Below are 15,326 nucleotides of genomic sequence, written 5' to 3' on the forward strand. Positions count from 1 at the left end.
CTCAGTCGACCGTTTTCTCCTTGTACTCGCACAGATCCTCGATGACGCAGCTGCCGCAGCGTGGCTTCCGCGCCAGGCAGGTGTAGCGGCCATGGAGGATCAGCCAGTGATGCGCGTCCTTGAGGTACGCCTTCGGGACGCGTTTCATCAGCCTGTCTTCCACTTCCCGAACGTTTTTGCCGGGCGCGATGCCGGTCCGGTTCGCCACCCGATAGATGTGCGTGTCCACCGCCATGGTGGGCTGATCAAACGCGGTGTTCAGGATTACATTGGCGGTCTTGCGGCCGACGCCCGGTAACGCTTCCAGCTCCTTGCGGGTCTGTGGTACCTGCGAATCGTGCTTATCAACCAGCATCCGGCAGGCCTTGATGATGTTCGTGGCCTTGCTGTTGTAGAGCCCGATGGTCTTGATGTACTCCTTCAGGCCCTCTTCCCCCAGTTCCAGGATCGCCTCCGGCGTGTTGGCGTCGGGGAACAGTTTCGCCGTTGCCTTGTTAACGCCTACGTCAGTGGCCTGGGCGGAAAGCGTTACGGCCACCAGCAGCTCAAACGGGGAGCTGAAGTTCAGCTCCGTGGTGGGCGCGGGGTTGGCTTCCTTAAGGCGGGCGAAGATGGCTTCACGCTTGGCGTCGTTCATGAGAATGTCCCCGTTACGCGGACCCGCTTGTGCCCGCTTTCCACGGGCGTCTGGCGGGCCTGCTGCTGTTGCTGGATATGGTGATCGATGCGGTTCCGGAGTGCGATGATCAGGCCCAGGCCGATGAAGGCACCGGGGGGAAGAACGGCGATCAGCGCCTGCCGGTAGTCCGGGAAGACCGTCAGTGTCCAGCCCCGGGCGGCCTCGCCGAAGAGCAGGTGGGCGTCCGCCAGAAGCGTGCCGTAGCCCACCAGTTCGCGCATTCCCCCCAGGAGCACCAGGACGGCGAGAAACCCGAGTCCGGTCATCAGGCCATCCAGGGTTGCCTTGGGCAGGGGGTTACGGCTGGCGAAGGCCTCGGCTCGGCCCAGGATGGCGCAGTTGGTGACGATAAGGGGAATGAAGATGCCCAGGATCTGGTAGAGCCGATAGGCATAGGCCTGCATGATCAGCTCGGTACAGGTCACCAGGGCGGCGATGATCATCACGAAGGCGGGCAGGCGCATGGAGTCGGTTACCCGGTTGCGGATAAGCGACACCGCCATGTTGGAGCCGGTGACCACCATCAGCGTGGCCAGGCCCAGGCCAATGGCATTGACCACCGTGTTGGTGACCGCCAGCAGAGGGCACAGGCCCAGCAACTGAACCAGCGCCGGGTTGTTGTGCCAGAGGCCGTCTCGGATGATCTGGTTGGCACCTGTACTCATGGTGTTCCGGCTCCCGTTTCCCCGCCTTCGCTGTTGAACAGACGGTCGTGATGCGCGGCCGTGAATGTAAGCCCGCGTTTGACGGCATCCACGACGGCGCGGCTGGTGATGGTGGCTCCGCTCAGGGCATCAAAGGCACCATTCTGGCCAACGCGCCATTGTTCAGGGTTTGGATTGTCCAGTGAGCGGCCATTGAAATCCAGTATCCAGTTGCTCTTCGCCACTTCGATGGCATCGCCCAGCCCCGGGGTCTCCTGGTGATCGGTGGCGCGTACGCCCGTGAGCGTCCCATCTGCCCGGATGCCGAGGATCAGCTCGATGCGGCCGGAGTAACCATCCGGTGCCGTGACCGGAAGGATCAGGATGGGATCGGCGTCGCCGGGAGTGACCCGTATGGCCTCGGCGCCTCCACGGATACCGGTCACGTCGTTCCGTGGCAGAGTGATCGGACGGGTGGCCCCGGCTGTCAGGGACACATCGTCCGGCAGCACGGCAGCGCGGGCCCTTGCGGTCGCCAGTTCGCGCTGCTGCTCGATGCGCTCGGCGGTGAGGATCTGGGTGACGCCAATGGCCCCGGCCGTCAGGGCCGCGAACAGGCCCAGTCCCAGGGCATTGCGCTGGATGGCCTGGAGTGCCTCGCTCATGACGGCACCCCCCGCCCCGCACGTTTATGGCCTCGTGTCCGCGGCCGGGTGTAATAGTCCAGGAAGGGCACGGCCAGGTTCATCAGCAGGACCGCGAAGGCGACGGCGTCCGGGTAGCTGCCCCAGGCGCGTATCGTGTAGAGCAGCACACCGATGCCGGCACCGTACCAGAGCTTGCCCCGGTTGGAGGTGGCGGCTGAAACCGGGTCGGTGGCGATGAAGAAGGCGCCCAGCATGGTGCCGCCGGCCAGCAGGTGCAGGCTCAGGGGCACGGACTGGTCCGGGTCATAACCGAACAGCAGGGCCATGATGGTCAATGCCCCGAGCAGGCTGACCGGAATGTGCCAGGTGATGATCCGGCGCTGGATCAACAGCAGGCCACCGGCAAGAAAGCCCAGGTTGACCCATTCCCAGCCCAGGGCGACCCGATCGCCGTAGATGGGCGCGGTGGTAACCTGGCTGGCGATGGCACCGTCAATGGCATGCTTGTAGTCATCCAGGGGCGTGGCGCCGGTGAAGGCGTCCACGGAGGTCGAACCCAGGCCGGTGAACACGGACAGGCTGTCCAGGAGGCTGAGCGGTGTCTCCTGCAGTGACAGCGGCAGCGCCCAGCGCGTGCTCATGGCTTCCGGGAAGCTCACCAGAACCAGGGCGTAGCCCACCATGGCGGGGTTGAAAAGGTTGCTTCCGAGCCCGCCATAGAGGTGCTTGGCCAGGATGATGGCACTGGCGGTGGCCACCAGCGCGATCCACCAGGGCAGCAGTGGCGGCAGGGACAGGCCCAGAAGCAGGCCGGTCAGCGCGGCACTGCCGTCCATGAGGGTGTGCTGGACCGGGCGGGCGCGAATCCAGAGGATCAGGGCCTCGGTGGCCATGGCAATGCCCATGCACCAGAGCACGTTGATCAGCACGCCCCATCCGAAGAAGTGGATGAGCGCCAGCAGGCCGGGCAGGGTGGCCGCCATGACCCAGAGCATGATCCGCTGGGTGGTCAGCATGCTCAGGTATCCTCCTGCGCGTCGCTGAGCGCTTTCTCGGCGGCGTCCAGGCGTTTCTGGTGCTTGTTCAGGGCCCGTTCCAGTTTGGGCACGGCTTCCGGGGTCTGTTCCCGGGCCTCGGCCAGTTGTGCCTGCGCCTCCTCGACCTTCTGTCGGGCCTGGTCCCGGCGCTGGATCAGGGTTTCACGGTCCGGGCCGGGCGCCGTCGGTGAGCTCGCTGCTGCGGTAGCGGCTTCGGATGCCTCTGCGGGCGCCACGTTGTGGCGCTGTTCCCGGGCCTGCTGGCGCGCCCGGCGACGTTCCTCGCGGTCCGCCTGTTCCCGTTCCAGTCGGGCCTGGCGTTCCTCAAACCGCTGGCGGGCATGATCCGCCTCCGCCTGCTCCTTCTGTTCCTGGCGCAGCACGCCCTTGCTGTGTCGGTAGTAATCCGTCAGGGGCAGGTGGCTGGGGCAGACCCAGTCGCAGGCGCCACACTCGATGCAGTCGAACAGGTCGAAGTGCTCGGCCTTGCGGTGCTCACCGGCGCTGGCGAACCAGTAGAGCTGCTGGGGCAGCAGATCCACGGGGCAGGCCTGTTCGCACAGGCCGCAGCGGATGCACGGCTGCGGGATCGGCGGGTCCGGGAATTCCCCGGCGGTGCCCGCGATCAGGCAGTTGGCGGTCTTGATCAGGGGCAGGCCGGTCGTGGTCAGGTCGAACCCCATCAGCGGCCCGCCCATGATGAGCCGGTGCAGGCGCTGGGGATCCAGCCCTGCTTCGAACAGCAGGTGGTCCAGGGGCGTTCCGATGCGGGCCTCGATGTTACCGGGCCGGGCCAGTGCCTCGCCCGTGAGGGTGGTGATGCGCTGGATGACCGGTTCGCCCAGACGCAGGGAGCGGTCCACGGCGACCGCCGTGGCGACGTTCTGGCAGAGCACGCCCACGTCAGCGGGCAGGCCGCCGGAGGGTACTTCGAGGCCGGTCAGCAGCTGGATCAGCTGGCGCTCGCCGCCGGAGGGGTAGCGCGCGGCGACAACCCGTATCTCGACGCTGGTTCCCTCGGCCGACTGTCTGAGCGCCTCAATGGCATCCGGCTTGTTGTCCTCGATGCCAATCAGGCACCGGCCCGCCCCCACCAGTCGCCACAGGGCCAGGGCCCCGGCCACTACCGAGTCCGGCCGTTCACGCATCAGGGCCTGGTCGGCGGTGATGTAGGGCTCGCACTCAGCGCCATTGAGGATCAGGACGTCTGGCGCTGCCTCTGCGCTCTGGAGTTTGTCGCGGGTCGGGAAACCGGCACCACCGAGCCCAACAACGCCTGTCCGGTGCAGGTGGTCGTAGCGTTCGGCGGTACTGGCGCTGTCCGGGCAGGGCGCCAGCTCGTACCACTGGTCGCGGCCATCCGCCTCAATGAGGATACAGGTCTCTTCCAGCCCTGAGGGATGAGGCACTTCGTGCGACTTGATGGCCGTGATGGTTCCGGAGGTGGGCGCATGCACCGGAACCGAGCGTCCCGGCTGGCCTTCGCTCAGTGGCTGTCCGGTCAGTACGTGGTCACCAACGGCTACCACCACCCGCCCGGGGTCGCCGCGATGCTGGCGCAGCGGCACAGTCAACCGATCCGGCAGTGGCGCCTGGCGGATCGGTGTCTGCAGCGACCGAAGTTTGTTGTCCGGTGGATGAATGCCGCCGGGAAAGTCGAATTGCGTCCCCATCAGGCGGAGGCCTCCGCCGGACGCTGGTCCGTGGCGATCACAGGACCGTCATGGGTCAGTGGCCGGTCCGCGGGGTGAGGCGGCACCCAGTCATCGATGCCTCGGGCGACTTCAATCATGTCGATGCAGTCCACGGGGCAGGGGGCCACGCACAGGTCACAGCCGGTGCATTCGCTCTCGATCACGGTGTGCATGAACTTGGGCGCACCCACGATAGCGTCCACCGGGCAGGCCTGGATGCACTTGGTGCAGCCGATGCACTCGGCCTCGCGGATGTAGGCTACCCGTTTGGGCTGCTCCTCGCCATGTTCGGCATCCAACGGTTGCGGTTCCACATCCAGCAGGTTGGCCAGGCTCTGGATGGTCGCTTCGCCACCGGGCGGGCACTTGTTGATGGCGTCGCCCTCGGCGATGGCTTCCGCATAGGGGCGACAGCCGGGGTAACCGCACTGCCCGCACTGGGTCTGGGGCAGCACCGCGTCGATCTGCTCCACCAGGGAGTCGTCATCCCGACGCAGGCGCACGGACGCATACCCCAGCAGGGCTCCGAAGGCGCCGGCCAGCAGCAGCAGGGTCGCGATGGCGAGGAGCAGGTTCATCCACATGCCGGTAACCCTCTCACACCTGCACCATGCCGGTGAAACCCATGAAGGCCAGCGACATGATGCCGGCGGTGATCATGCCGATGGCGGCGCCCTGGAATGGCTGGGGCACGTCGGCGGCGGCGATGCGCTCGCGCATGGCGGAAAACAGCACCAGCACCAGCGAGAAACCGGCGGCGGCGCCGAAGCCGTAGAGTACGGATTCCAGGAAGCTGTTCTTCTCCTGGATGTTGAGCAGTGCCACGCCGAGCACGGCACAGTTGGTGGTGATCAGCGGCAGGAAGATGCCCAGTACCCGGTGGAGCAGGGGGCTGGTGTGGCGAACGGCCATCTCGGTGAACTGCACGACCACGGCGATGACGAGGATGAAGCTGATGGTGCGCAGGTATTCGACCTGCAGGGGTTCGAGGATCCAGGTGTTGACCAGATAGCTGCACACGGAGGCCAGTGTCAGCACGAAGGTGGTGGCCATGGACATGCCCATGGCGGTCTCCAGTTTGTTGGAGACGCCCATGAAGGGGCACAGCCCCAGGAACTGGGCCAGCACGAAGTTGTTCACCAGGACGGTGCTGATCAGTATCAGAAGGTATTCAGTCATCGGCTTCCGCTTTGTCGTGGGGAGGGGGTCGGGTGGTTCCTTCCGGGAATCGCCACGAGTACGTCCCTGTAGGCTGCTATTCCGCCATCCATGGCTCCATAGCTTCCCGGAAGGAACCACCCGACCCCCTCCAATCCGGATCCGTCATGGGCATCCGGCCATGGAACTCTGTTGTCTCCGCAATCCCAGGCTCCTCGTCAATTGCCTGTCTGCGACACCGGGGCATCCAGTAGGTGGGTTTCAGGGAGGTCTTCCCGGGAAGCTATGGAGCCATGGATGGCGGAATAGCAGCGTACAGGGATGTATTTACAGCGATTCCCGGGAAGACCTCCCTGAAACCCGCCCGGCAACCCTGCCGCATTCCTGAGACAACTACATAACCCGCAACCCAGGCGTCGCCCCGGAGTCGGGAGCCAGAAGCCAGATATCCTCACCCCCGGGCCCGGCCGCCAGAACCATCCCCTCGGACACCCCGAACTTCATCTTCCGCGGCTTCAGGTTCGCCACCATCACCGTCAGCCGCCCGATCAGGTCCTCAGGTGCGTAGGCCGTCTTGATGCCCGCAAACACCTGGCGCTCTTCCGCCCCGATATCCAGTGTCAGCTTCAGCAGCTTGTCCGCGCCCTCAACATGCTCGGCGTTCTCAATCTTGGCCACCCGCAGGTCCACCTTCGCGAAGTCATCGAACTCGATCTGGTCGGCAATGGGCTCCACGTTAGATTCCTCCTTCTCGGCTTGAGCGGGCTGCTGGCTCGTCTGCTGATCCTGGGCCACATCTTCTTTCGAGGCTTCGAGCATGGCCTCGATCTGTTTGGAGTCGATGCGCTTCATCAGCGGCTTGAACTTGTTGATTCCGTGATCCAGCAGATGATCCTCAAGCCGGCGCCAGTCCAGGCTGGTGTTGAGGAAAGCCTCCGCGTTGCGCGCAGTTTCCGGCAGCACGGGCGCCAGGTAGGTCATAAGGATGCGGAACATGTTCAGCGCATTGGTGCTGATGGCCTGGACCTGGTCGCGGGTGGTCTCGTCCTTGGCCAGGACCCAGGGCTTCTGCTCGTCCACGTACTGGTTGGCCCGGTCGGCCAGTTCCATCACACGCTTCATGGCGCGGCCGATTTCCCGTTCCTCGTAATAGCCCGCAATCTCTTCGGCGGCGTCGGTGAATTCCTTCAGCCGCTCCGGTTCGGTGATTTCAGAGCCCAGGCGGCCCTCGAACTGCTTGGTGATGAAACCGGCGCTGCGGCTGGCGATGTTGACCACCTTGCCCACCAGGTCCGAATTCACTTTCTGGATGAAGTCATCCAGGTTCAGGTCCATGTCGTCCACACCGGCGGTGAGCTTGGCCGCGAAGTAGTAGCGCAGGTACTCCGGATGCAGGTGATCCAGGTAGGTGCGCGCCATGATGAAGGTGCCGCGGGACTTGGACATCTTCTGGCCGTTCACGGTCACGAAGCCGTGGCAGTTGATGGCCGTGGGCGTGCGGAACCCGGCCGTCTTGAGCATCGCCGGCCAGAACAGGGCGTGGAAGTTGACGATGTCCTTGCCGATGAAATGGTAGACCTCGGCGGTGGAGTCTTCGCGCCAGTAATGGTCGAAGTCAATGTCGCCACGCTGGTTGCACAGGTTCTGGAAGCTGGCCAGGTAGCCCACCGGGGCATCGACCCAGACGTAGAAGTACTTGCCGGGGGAATCCGGGATCTCGAAACCGAAGTAGGGCGCGTCGCGGCTGATATCCCAGTCGTGCAGGCCGGCGTCGAGCCATTCCGCCAGTTTGTTGGCCATGCCGGGCTGTAGAGCGCCGCTGTTGGTCCAGTCCCGCAGGAAGTCGGCGAAGTCCGGCAGTGTGAAGAAGAAATGCTCGGACTCGCGCTCCTCGGGCGTAGCGCCGGAGAGCGCGGATCTGGGTTCAATCAGCTCCATGGGCGTGTAGGTGGCGCCGCAGGCCTCGCAGTTGTCGCCGTACTGGTCCGGGGTGCGGCAGCGCGGACAGGTGCCCTTGATGAAACGGTCTGCCAGGAACATGCCCTTTTCGGGATCGTAGGCCTGCGTGATGCTGCGCGTTGCGATATGGCCGCGGTCGCGCAGTTTCTGGTAGATGTAGGAGGACAGCTCGCGGTTTTCCTCAGAATGGGTCGAGTAGTAGTTGTCGAATTCGACCAGAAAGCCGGCAAAGTCACGCTCGTGTTCGGCCTGGATGCGGCTGATCAGCTGTTCCGGCGTAATCCCCTCGCGCTCCGCCCGGAGCATGATGGCGGTGCCGTGGGCGTCGTCCGCGCAGACATAGTGGCAGTTCTCCCCCCGCAGCTTCTGGTAACGCACCCAGATGTCGCTCTGGATGTACTCCAGCAGATGGCCCAGGTGGATGGGGCCATTGGCGTAGGGCAGGGCACTGGTGACCAGGATGTCGCGGCGATGGGCGCTCGGCTCGCTCATGGGGGTTGGCTGGCTCCGTGTGATTGGTTTTGGAGTTGCCGATGATACCGCTCAGCCGCGTTTTTTTCATCCCGCCTGTATGGCAGCCTCCCCCGCGCCGGGCGTATCATTGAGGCATTGGAATCCTTTGTTTCGGGAGCAGCATGACGGATATTGACCAGAGCGCGGTCGAACAGGCGATCCGCCAGTACACGGACCCCTATCTTAAGCAGGACCTGTTGTCGCTGGGGGCCATCCGGAATCTGTCCATTGAGGACGGTACGGTGTCCTTTGAGGTCCAGCTGGGCTATGCATGGAATGGCATCGCGGGCGGTGCCCGGTCGCTCCTGACCCATGCCATCGAGGATGTGGAAGGCGTGGAGGATGTGCGCATCACCACCAGTCACAACATCCATCCCCACAAGGCTCAGGGCGATCTGCATGCCATGGGTGGGGTGAGCAACATTATCGCCGTGGCCTCCGGCAAGGGTGGCGTGGGCAAGTCCACAACCGCCGTGAACCTGGCTCTGGCACTGGCGGGCGAGGGCGCGCGCGTGGGCATCCTGGATGCGGACATCTACGGGCCGAACGTGGGGCTGATGCTCGGGATCCCCGAAGGCACCCGGCCGGAGACGAAGCAGGAGAAATACTTCGTACCGATTGAGGCCCACGGTATCCAGGCCATGTCCATGGCTTTCATGATCACGGATAAAACTCCCATGATCTGGCGCGGGCCCATGGTCAGCGGTGCTGTCCAGCAGATGGTTGGGCAGACCCTGTGGGATAATCTGGATTACCTGGTGGTGGACATGCCGCCAGGCACCGGCGATATCCAGCTGACCCTGGCGCAGAAGGTGCCCGTGACCGGTGCGGTTGTGGTCACCACGCCCCAGGACATGGCGCTGATGGATGGCCAGAAGGGCATCGAGATGTTCCGCAAGGTGGATATCCCGGTGCTGGGCGTGGTTGAGAACATGAGCACGCACATCTGCAGCCATTGTGGGCATCATGATCCGCTGTTCGGCAGTGACGGTGGCGAACGCCTGGCCGCGGACTATGATGTGGCGCTTCTGGCGCAGTTGCCGCTGCACCGCACCATCCGGGAGCAGACTGACGGGGGCAACCCGACGGTGGTGGCGGAACCGGACTCGGAAGTCTCGCGGATCTACGCTGATCTCGCTCGGCGGGTGGGAGCGGCACTGTCGCAGCGGGAGCGGGATACCAGCTCTCCCATCGCCGCAATGAGTTCCTGATTACAGGTCGTAAACGAGTCTTAATGGCCTGGAGGGTAACCATTGAGTTATAAACGGTGCGCTTGCAGTCTCCAGCATCCATTGGCCAGGGGCGTATGAAACGATTCCCCACACTCCAGGCCCGTTACCGGGTCCTCCGACGCCGCGGCCATAACTGGTTGGTGGGCCACCCCCGCCTGTGGCATCTGCTGTACGTGACCGGGTGCCTCAGAGGCGGCGTTGAGTCGGCTGCCCGTGGCGTCAGCGTCGGTCTGTTCGTGGGCCTGACGCCCACGGTGGGTTTCCAGACGATTTTCATGATCATCGGCTGTGTGGTGCTGCGGGGCAACTTTCCGGCGGCCTTTGCTGTGTCCTGGCTGAGCAATCCGATCACCATGGCGCCGCTCTACTGGGGGTTCCACGAGTTGGGTGAGCTGCTGACCGTGCTGCTGCCGGTGTCCATGGATTTCATCCCCTCATGGATGTTCGAGCGGGCGGGGGACACCATGACGTTCACCATCATCGGGAGCCTGATCGTTGCCGTGCCGTTCGCGGTGGGCGGCTATCTGGCGACCCATGGCCTCTCGCGATGGATTCTTGCCCGCCGTCGCCTGCGCAAGCAGCGCCGCAACGGAGCGGCTTCCGGTCCCTGACTTTCGGTGCCTGTGTCAGCTGCGGTATGATCCCCGGCTATCCCAATCATCCAATCGTGGACGTTGACGCAGCATGAGCATCAAATCCGATCGCTGGATCCGCCGGATGGCGGAGGAATACAGCATGATCGAACCCTTCGAGCCTGGTCAGATCAAGGAGACTGCGGACAAGGGCAAGGTCATCTCCTACGGTACCTCCAGCTACGGCTACGACGTGCGTTGCAGCTCCGAGTTCAAGATCTTCACCAACGTTCATTCGGCCACGGTCGATCCCAAGAATTTTGACGAGGACAGTTTCGTCAACATTTCCGGGGAATCGTGCATTATCCCGCCCAATTCATTTGCGTTGGCGCAGACCGTGGAGTACTTCCGGATTCCGCGCAACGTGCTCACCATCTGCCTGGGCAAGTCCACCTATGCCCGCTGCGGGATCATCGTCAACGTCACACCGCTGGAGCCGGAATGGGAAGGGCAGGTAACCCTGGAGTTCTCGAATACCACCAACCTGCCCGCGCGCATCTATGCCAACGAAGGGGTGGCCCAGATGCTGTTCCTGGAGTCCGATGAGGTCTGTGAGACCAGCTACGCGGACCGTAAGGGCAAGTACATGGGCCAGCGTGGCGTGACCCTGCCCAAGACCTGAACGCCGGGAGCGGCCCATGAACTCGAAGCAGTGGCAGCGGGAAATGAACCGCCTGACCGGCTGGCGCCAGTACGCTTTCATACTGGCGCTGGCCGAAAGGGCTTTCCCCAACTACGCGCTCTTTGCCGAGATCACCGAACCCGAGTGGGGTGACCGCTTCCGGGATGCCCTGGACTGGGGCTGGCGGATGCTGGCCATCAAGGACCATGACGTGGACCCTCTGAAGCAGCTCACCCGCCTGGAAGATGTGTATCCGGACCCCGCCGAGTATGATTTCTACGGGGTGGCCCCGGCCATGGATGCCTGGCACCTGCTGGAGCAGGCCTTCCTGTGCCATGTGAACCCGGAAAAGAAACGCGCCTTTGAGGCGGCAGCCCGGGCCCTGGAGACGGTGACCACCTTCATCGAGGTCACCGAGGGCGAGGGGCTGGAGGACGACGCGCTGGTGAAGCTGTTCGACGGGCATGAACTGGTGAAAGCGGAAAAATCGTTCCAGAAGACCCTGGCCGAGACGCTGCGTCGTGCCCCGGCACCGGATGGCGAAACCCTGAATGAATTGCACGAGATGGCGCACAACGACGGTGTCAGCAGCCTGGGCCTGGAAGTCCCGGAGCGCTGGGCGAACGCGAACCAATCCTGAACGGGAGCCTGCATGAAACTCTCATCCTTCGGTCAGAAGCTGGGCGAGGACGCCGGCATCAATTCGCTGATGGACGATCTGGGCGAGGCCATGGCCTCCGGTGGCGACGTGGTCATGATGGGCGGGGGCAACCCGGGCCATCTTCCGGAGGTGACAGACCGGCTGCAGGCGATCATGAAGGAGCTGGTGGACGATCCGGAGCAGTTCCGGCGCCTGACGGGCGTTTACGACCCACCCCAGGGCGAGAAGCAGTTCATTGCCAGCCTGGTTGAACTGCTCAACCGGGAATACGACTGGGGGCTGACCACGGAGAACGTGGGGCTGACCAATGGCAGCCAGTCCGCGTTCTTCATGCTGTTCAACATGCTGGCCGGTGAACATCCGGACGGCAGCCACAAGCACATACTCCTGCCGCTGGCGCCGGAGTATATCGGCTATGGCGATGCCGGGCTGACGCCGGGCCTGTTCCACGCGGTCCGCCCTGAAATCGAGGAGCTGGGGGACAATCAGTTCAAGTACCGGGTGGATTTCTCGCAGCTCGAGATCACGGAAGACACCGCCGCCATCTGCGTGTCCCGCCCAACCAACCCGACCGGCAACGTGCTGACCGATGGCGAAATGCTGGGCCTTGAGGAGCTGGCGCGGGAACATGATATTCCGCTGATCGTGGACGGCGCCTATGGCACGCCCTTCCCGGACCTGATGTATACCGAGGCATCCCCGCGCTGGACACCCCAGCATATCCTCTGCCTGAGCCTCTCAAAACTGGGTATCCCGGCGGCGCGCACCGGTATCGTGATCGCCGACAAGCCGGTGATCCGGGCCCTGTCAGGTGTGAACGCCATCATGAACCTGGCCACAGGGAGTTTCGGCGCCATGCTGGCGGAGCCGCTGGTGCGCAGTGGCGAGATCATCAGCATGAGCCGGGATCTGGTGCAGCCCGTCTACCAGCGCAAGATGGAGGCTGCCGTGGCAGCCTTCCGGGAAGCCATGGGTGATGAGTGCCCCTGGCGGGTCCACAAGCCGGAGGGCGCCATGTTCCTGTGGCTCTGGTTCCCTGATCTGCCCATCAGCAGTCTGGAACTCTATAAGCGGCTCAAGGCCAGGGGGGTGCTGGTGGTGTCAGGGCACTATTTCTTTCCGGGGCTGCGGGACGAGGGCTGGCGCCACCAGCATGAGTGCCTGCGTGTGACCTATTCCCAGGACGAGGCGGACGTGGCCCGCGGTCTCCAGGCCATTGCCGAGGAAGTCAAGCGGGCCTGGGCTCAGGGCTGAATGCGTTCGCCGTCGAGGGTGGCGCTCTTGAGGTAGATCTCGAAGTCCTCGCCCTCGTCATTGGTCTGCTCCAGCCGCACCAGCAGGTGATCCCATTCAGGGGCGAACCACATCAGGGTGGTGCGGGGTGAGTCCTCGTCCCGCACCCGTTCCACCACTACGGTTTCGACCTTGCCGAACTCGCGGGTATCCAGGGTCTCCTCACGCAGCACTTCGAACTGGTAATCCTTGAATTCGCCCTCGTCCGGGATCACGTACTCCATCGTCTCCCTGCCGGCGCGCAGGTCCACCCAGAGCTGGAGCTGGGCCCCGAGCTGGTCCTGAACATCCGGGTGGTCACTCATGTCCGTGCGCTGGTCGTTCACCCGGTCCACAATGACGCTTTCATCCCAGTTGAAATCGAGCTTTTTGTAGCGGTTGGACAGGAAGAAGCCTTCCAGGCTGTAGCGGTACCGCTCTGAGATCACGGTCTGGTCCTCGAAACGGAACCGGCTGGACTCGCGGATATCCGCCACGAAGGAGTCCACATCAAAACGGTAGATCCAGCGGCCGGTGTCCGTGGGTTCCAGTGAACGCGTGGCTTCGCCACTGATGGTGATGCCGCGTTCGAGCTCCGCGCCATAGGTGGTGGTCATGGGGTAGAGGCCCAGGTCCTGCGCGAAAGCGGCGGAAGGCAGAACGGCGGCGGCAGCGAGTGTGAGCACCAGGCGGCGGATCGGGTCCATGTCAGCATCCCTTGTTGGACGGTTTGCTTCTACCCTATGAGAACCCTGTGACCGGCTCAAGTGTTTTGGGAGTCGGGGTCCACCGGTTCGTCCAGGGGCGTGCCGTCGAGCTGCGCCCGACCCTGCACCAGGCGCAGCCGCCCCTGGCAGAACCAGCGTACGGCCTCTGGGTAGATCCGGCGCTCCTGCACGCCCACGCGGCCTGCCAGGCTGTCCTCGTTATCGTCAGGGTGTACCCGGACCCGGCCCTGGATGATGCGTGGGCCACCGTCCAGTTCCTCGGTGACGAAATGCACGGTGGCGCCGTGCTCCTTTTCCCCAGCCTCCAGCACCTTGCGATGGGTGTGCAGGCCGGGCCAGGCCGGCAGCAGCGAGGGGTGGATATTGAGCAGCCGCCCCTGGTAGTGCTGTACGAAAGCGTCCGTAAGAATGCGCATGAAGCCGGCCAGGACCACCAGATCCGGCCTGAACCCATCAATGGCGGCCATCAGGGCCTGGTCGAAGGATTCCCGGCTGTCATGGTCGCGGTGCGGAATGGCCTGAGCGGGAATGCCGGCGCTTTCAGCCCGATCCAAGCCCTTGACGCCGGTACGGTTGCTGATGACGCCGGCAATGGTGCCATCCAGCGTACCGGCGGCCTCGGCGTCAATCAGTGCCTGAAGGTTGGTTCCGCCCCCGGAAATGAGGACAACGATACGCGGCAGGGTGTCCGGCATCAGCGTTCGTCGTTGTCGGGGACGAAGCGGACACCCGCAGGGTCATCGGATTCCTGGATGTAGCCCAGGAGCCAGGCGTCCTCGCCCGCGTCATTGAGGGTTTCCAGAACCTGGTCACGCTCGGTCTCCGGAATGCAGACCACCATGCCGACGCCGCAGTTGAAGGTACGGAACATCTCGTCGGTGGCCACGTTGCCGGCGCGCTGGAGCCACTGGAAGACGTCCGGCCACTGCCAGCTGTGGGTGTCGATGACTGCTTCCGTGCCCTCGGGCAGCACGCGCGGCACGTTTTCCGTGAGTCCGCCACCGGTGATGTGGGCCATGGCCCGGACGTCGAACTGGTGCAGTATCTCCAGAAGCGGCTTCACATAGATGCGGGTGGGGGCCATCAGGGCCTCGCCCAGGGTCTCCGTGCCCACGGACTGTTTCAGGTCCGCGTCGGTGTGCTCGAGGATGCGGCGGATCAGGGAGTAGCCATTGGAGTGCGGGCCCGAGGAACCAAGACCAATAAGGGCGTTACCGGCTTCCACGCGGCTGCCGTCGATCAGGCGTTTGCGCTCCACAATGCCCACACAGAAGCCGGCAAGGTCGTAGTCGTTGCCCTGGTACATGCCGGGCATTTCCGCGGTCTCGCCGCCAACCAGCGAGCAGCCGGCGTTCTCGCAGCCGGTTGCAATGCCCTTGATGACGTCGGCGGCGATGTCATTGTTGAGCTTGCCGGTGGCGTAGTAGTCGAGGAAGAACAAAGGTTCGGCGCCGGTGACGATAATGTCATTCACGCACATGGCCACCAGGTCGATGCCGATGCGGTCGTGGCGCTCCGTGTCCATGGCCAGGCGGAGCTTGGTGCCGACCCCGTCGGTCCCGGAGATCAGCACGGGTTCCTTATAGCCCTCGGGAACCGCGAAGGCCCCTCCGAAACCGCCCAGGCCACCCAGAACCTCCGGCCGTTGGGTGCGTGCAACGCTCTCGCCGATGCGGTCGACCAGCTCACTGCCGGCATCAATGTCGACTCCGGCGTCGCGGTAGGTCATTCCCTGGTTGGTGTCGCTCATGGGGCGTTCCTCGAAACGGGCATTGCGCGGATTCTAGCACCGTGGTCATCCCCGGCCAAATGCTGTGGGTGTTGTGGTTGGGGTGGTTGTTGTATCCT

Annotated in this window: 16 protein-coding genes; 5 read left to right on the plus strand and 11 right to left on the minus strand. The window is 64.0% G+C overall.

The window, feature by feature from the left end; all coding sequences use genetic code 11:
* Window position 1: 1 nt before the first annotated feature.
* From nth to metG, 8 genes are all read right to left on the minus strand, one after another.
* Window positions 2-637: an endonuclease III gene (gene nth / locus GLW01_RS02540; RefSeq protein WP_160898035.1), complete on the minus strand. Its 636-nt coding sequence runs from the start codon at window positions 635-637 to the stop codon at window positions 2-4.
* Window positions 634-1,344 carry an electron transport complex subunit E gene (locus tag GLW01_RS02545; protein WP_160898036.1) on the minus strand — a complete coding sequence of 237 codons (711 nt, stop codon included), beginning with the start codon at window positions 1,342-1,344 and terminating at the stop codon, window positions 634-636. The genes nth and GLW01_RS02545 overlap by 4 nt, the downstream gene beginning before the upstream one ends.
* On the minus strand, window positions 1,341-1,988 hold the full coding sequence (locus tag GLW01_RS02550; RefSeq protein ID WP_151438986.1) for an RnfABCDGE type electron transport complex subunit G: 648 nt from the start codon (window positions 1,986-1,988) through the stop codon (window positions 1,341-1,343). The genes GLW01_RS02545 and GLW01_RS02550 overlap by 4 nt, the downstream gene beginning before the upstream one ends.
* Window positions 1,985-2,986: an electron transport complex subunit RsxD gene (rsxD, locus tag GLW01_RS02555; protein ID WP_095617520.1), complete on the minus strand. Its 1,002-nt coding sequence runs from the start codon at window positions 2,984-2,986 to the stop codon at window positions 1,985-1,987. Before rsxD ends, GLW01_RS02550 begins: the two co-directional genes overlap by 4 nt.
* Window positions 2,987-2,988: 2 nt before the next feature.
* Complete coding sequence (gene rsxC, locus GLW01_RS02560; RefSeq protein WP_160898037.1) at window positions 2,989-4,680, minus strand: electron transport complex subunit RsxC; 1,692 nt, start codon at window positions 4,678-4,680, stop codon at window positions 2,989-2,991.
* A complete protein-coding gene (gene rsxB, locus GLW01_RS02565; RefSeq protein WP_202405539.1) occupies window positions 4,680-5,279 on the minus strand; it encodes an electron transport complex subunit RsxB in 600 nt (199 codons plus the stop codon). The genes rsxC and rsxB overlap by 1 nt, the downstream gene beginning before the upstream one ends.
* 19 nt (window positions 5,280-5,298) lie before the next feature.
* A complete protein-coding gene (gene rsxA / locus GLW01_RS02570) occupies window positions 5,299-5,880 on the minus strand; it encodes an electron transport complex subunit RsxA (RefSeq protein WP_151438988.1) in 582 nt (193 codons plus the stop codon).
* A 372-nt stretch (window positions 5,881-6,252) separates the two neighbouring features.
* Window positions 6,253-8,310, minus strand: a complete 2,058-nt coding sequence (gene metG, locus GLW01_RS02575) for a methionine--tRNA ligase (protein WP_160898039.1) — start codon at window positions 8,308-8,310, stop codon at window positions 6,253-6,255.
* A gap of 143 nt (window positions 8,311-8,453) precedes the next feature.
* Between metG and apbC the strand changes: the two genes are divergently transcribed.
* The 5 genes from apbC to GLW01_RS02600 all read left to right on the plus strand — a co-directional run bounded on the left by apbC (window position 8,454) and on the right by GLW01_RS02600 (window position 12,732).
* Window positions 8,454-9,542: an iron-sulfur cluster carrier protein ApbC gene (gene apbC, locus GLW01_RS02580; RefSeq protein WP_151438990.1), complete on the plus strand. Its 1,089-nt coding sequence runs from the start codon at window positions 8,454-8,456 to the stop codon at window positions 9,540-9,542.
* A gap of 95 nt (window positions 9,543-9,637) precedes the next feature.
* Window positions 9,638-10,174, plus strand: coding sequence for a DUF2062 domain-containing protein (locus tag GLW01_RS02585; RefSeq protein WP_151438991.1), 537 nt, complete (start codon window positions 9,638-9,640; stop codon window positions 10,172-10,174).
* Window positions 10,175-10,247: 73 nt separating this feature from the next.
* A complete protein-coding gene (dcd, locus tag GLW01_RS02590; RefSeq protein WP_151438992.1) occupies window positions 10,248-10,817 on the plus strand; it encodes a dCTP deaminase in 570 nt (189 codons plus the stop codon).
* A 16-nt stretch (window positions 10,818-10,833) separates the two neighbouring features.
* Entirely contained in the window at window positions 10,834-11,457 is a 624-nt protein-coding gene (locus tag GLW01_RS02595) for a DUF416 family protein (protein ID WP_151438993.1), read from the plus strand.
* Window positions 11,458-11,469: 12 nt separating this feature from the next.
* Window positions 11,470-12,732 (plus strand): valine--pyruvate transaminase, encoded by a 1,263-nt coding sequence (locus tag GLW01_RS02600; protein ID WP_160898040.1) that lies wholly within the window; start codon window positions 11,470-11,472, stop codon window positions 12,730-12,732.
* Here GLW01_RS02600 and GLW01_RS02605 read toward each other — a convergent pair.
* Genes GLW01_RS02605 through purM form a run of 3 tightly spaced genes read right to left on the minus strand, consistent with a single transcriptional unit; the run spans window position 12,723 to window position 15,228 of the window.
* The gene (locus GLW01_RS02605) at window positions 12,723-13,457 is read right to left on the minus strand and encodes a DUF3108 domain-containing protein (protein ID WP_151438995.1); all 735 of its coding nucleotides are present in this window, start codon (window positions 13,455-13,457) and stop codon (window positions 12,723-12,725) included. The two genes, GLW01_RS02600 and GLW01_RS02605, sit on opposite strands and share 10 nt — an antisense overlap.
* Before the next feature lie 56 nt (window positions 13,458-13,513).
* A complete protein-coding gene (gene purN / locus GLW01_RS02610) occupies window positions 13,514-14,173 on the minus strand; it encodes a phosphoribosylglycinamide formyltransferase (RefSeq protein ID WP_192497233.1) in 660 nt (219 codons plus the stop codon).
* Window positions 14,173-15,228, minus strand: a complete 1,056-nt coding sequence (purM, locus tag GLW01_RS02615) for a phosphoribosylformylglycinamidine cyclo-ligase (protein ID WP_160898041.1) — start codon at window positions 15,226-15,228, stop codon at window positions 14,173-14,175. The genes purN and purM overlap by 1 nt, the downstream gene beginning before the upstream one ends.
* Window positions 15,229-15,326: the final 98 nt, after the last annotated feature.

It is taken from the genome of Vreelandella halophila (assembly GCF_009856365.1).
Classification (GTDB): Bacteria; Pseudomonadota; Gammaproteobacteria; order Pseudomonadales; family Oleiphilaceae; genus Halospina; species Halospina utahensis_B.

Excerpts from the sequence above, each read along its gene's own strand:
- metG (WP_160898039.1), bottom strand. The coding sequence starts at position 8,310 with ATGAGCGAGCCGAGCGCCCATCGCCGCGACATCCTGGTCACCAGTGCC.
- purM (WP_160898041.1), bottom strand. The coding sequence starts at position 15,228 with ATGAGCGACACCAACCAGGGAATGACCTACCGCGACGCCGGAGTCGAC.
- GLW01_RS02550 (WP_151438986.1), bottom strand. The coding sequence starts at position 1,988 with ATGAGCGAGGCACTCCAGGCCATCCAGCGCAATGCCCTGGGACTGGGC.
- GLW01_RS02545 (WP_160898036.1), bottom strand. The coding sequence starts at position 1,344 with ATGAGTACAGGTGCCAACCAGATCATCCGAGACGGCCTCTGGCACAAC.
- rsxB (WP_202405539.1), bottom strand. The coding sequence starts at position 5,279 with ATGAACCTGCTCCTCGCCATCGCGACCCTGCTGCTGCTGGCCGGCGCC.
- GLW01_RS02595 (WP_151438993.1), top strand. The coding sequence starts at position 10,834 with ATGAACTCGAAGCAGTGGCAGCGGGAAATGAACCGCCTGACCGGCTGG.
- apbC (WP_151438990.1), top strand. The coding sequence starts at position 8,454 with ATGACGGATATTGACCAGAGCGCGGTCGAACAGGCGATCCGCCAGTAC.
- GLW01_RS02605 (WP_151438995.1), bottom strand. The coding sequence starts at position 13,457 with ATGGACCCGATCCGCCGCCTGGTGCTCACACTCGCTGCCGCCGCCGTT.
- purN (WP_192497233.1), bottom strand. The coding sequence starts at position 14,173 with ATGCCGGACACCCTGCCGCGTATCGTTGTCCTCATTTCCGGGGGCGGA.
- nth (WP_160898035.1), bottom strand. The coding sequence starts at position 637 with ATGAACGACGCCAAGCGTGAAGCCATCTTCGCCCGCCTTAAGGAAGCC.
- rsxC (WP_160898037.1), bottom strand. The coding sequence starts at position 4,680 with ATGGGGACGCAATTCGACTTTCCCGGCGGCATTCATCCACCGGACAAC.
- GLW01_RS02600 (WP_160898040.1), top strand. The coding sequence starts at position 11,470 with ATGAAACTCTCATCCTTCGGTCAGAAGCTGGGCGAGGACGCCGGCATC.
- rsxD (WP_095617520.1), bottom strand. The coding sequence starts at position 2,986 with ATGCTGACCACCCAGCGGATCATGCTCTGGGTCATGGCGGCCACCCTG.
- dcd (WP_151438992.1), top strand. The coding sequence starts at position 10,248 with ATGAGCATCAAATCCGATCGCTGGATCCGCCGGATGGCGGAGGAATAC.
- GLW01_RS02585 (WP_151438991.1), top strand. The coding sequence starts at position 9,638 with ATGAAACGATTCCCCACACTCCAGGCCCGTTACCGGGTCCTCCGACGC.
- rsxA (WP_151438988.1), bottom strand. The coding sequence starts at position 5,880 with ATGACTGAATACCTTCTGATACTGATCAGCACCGTCCTGGTGAACAAC.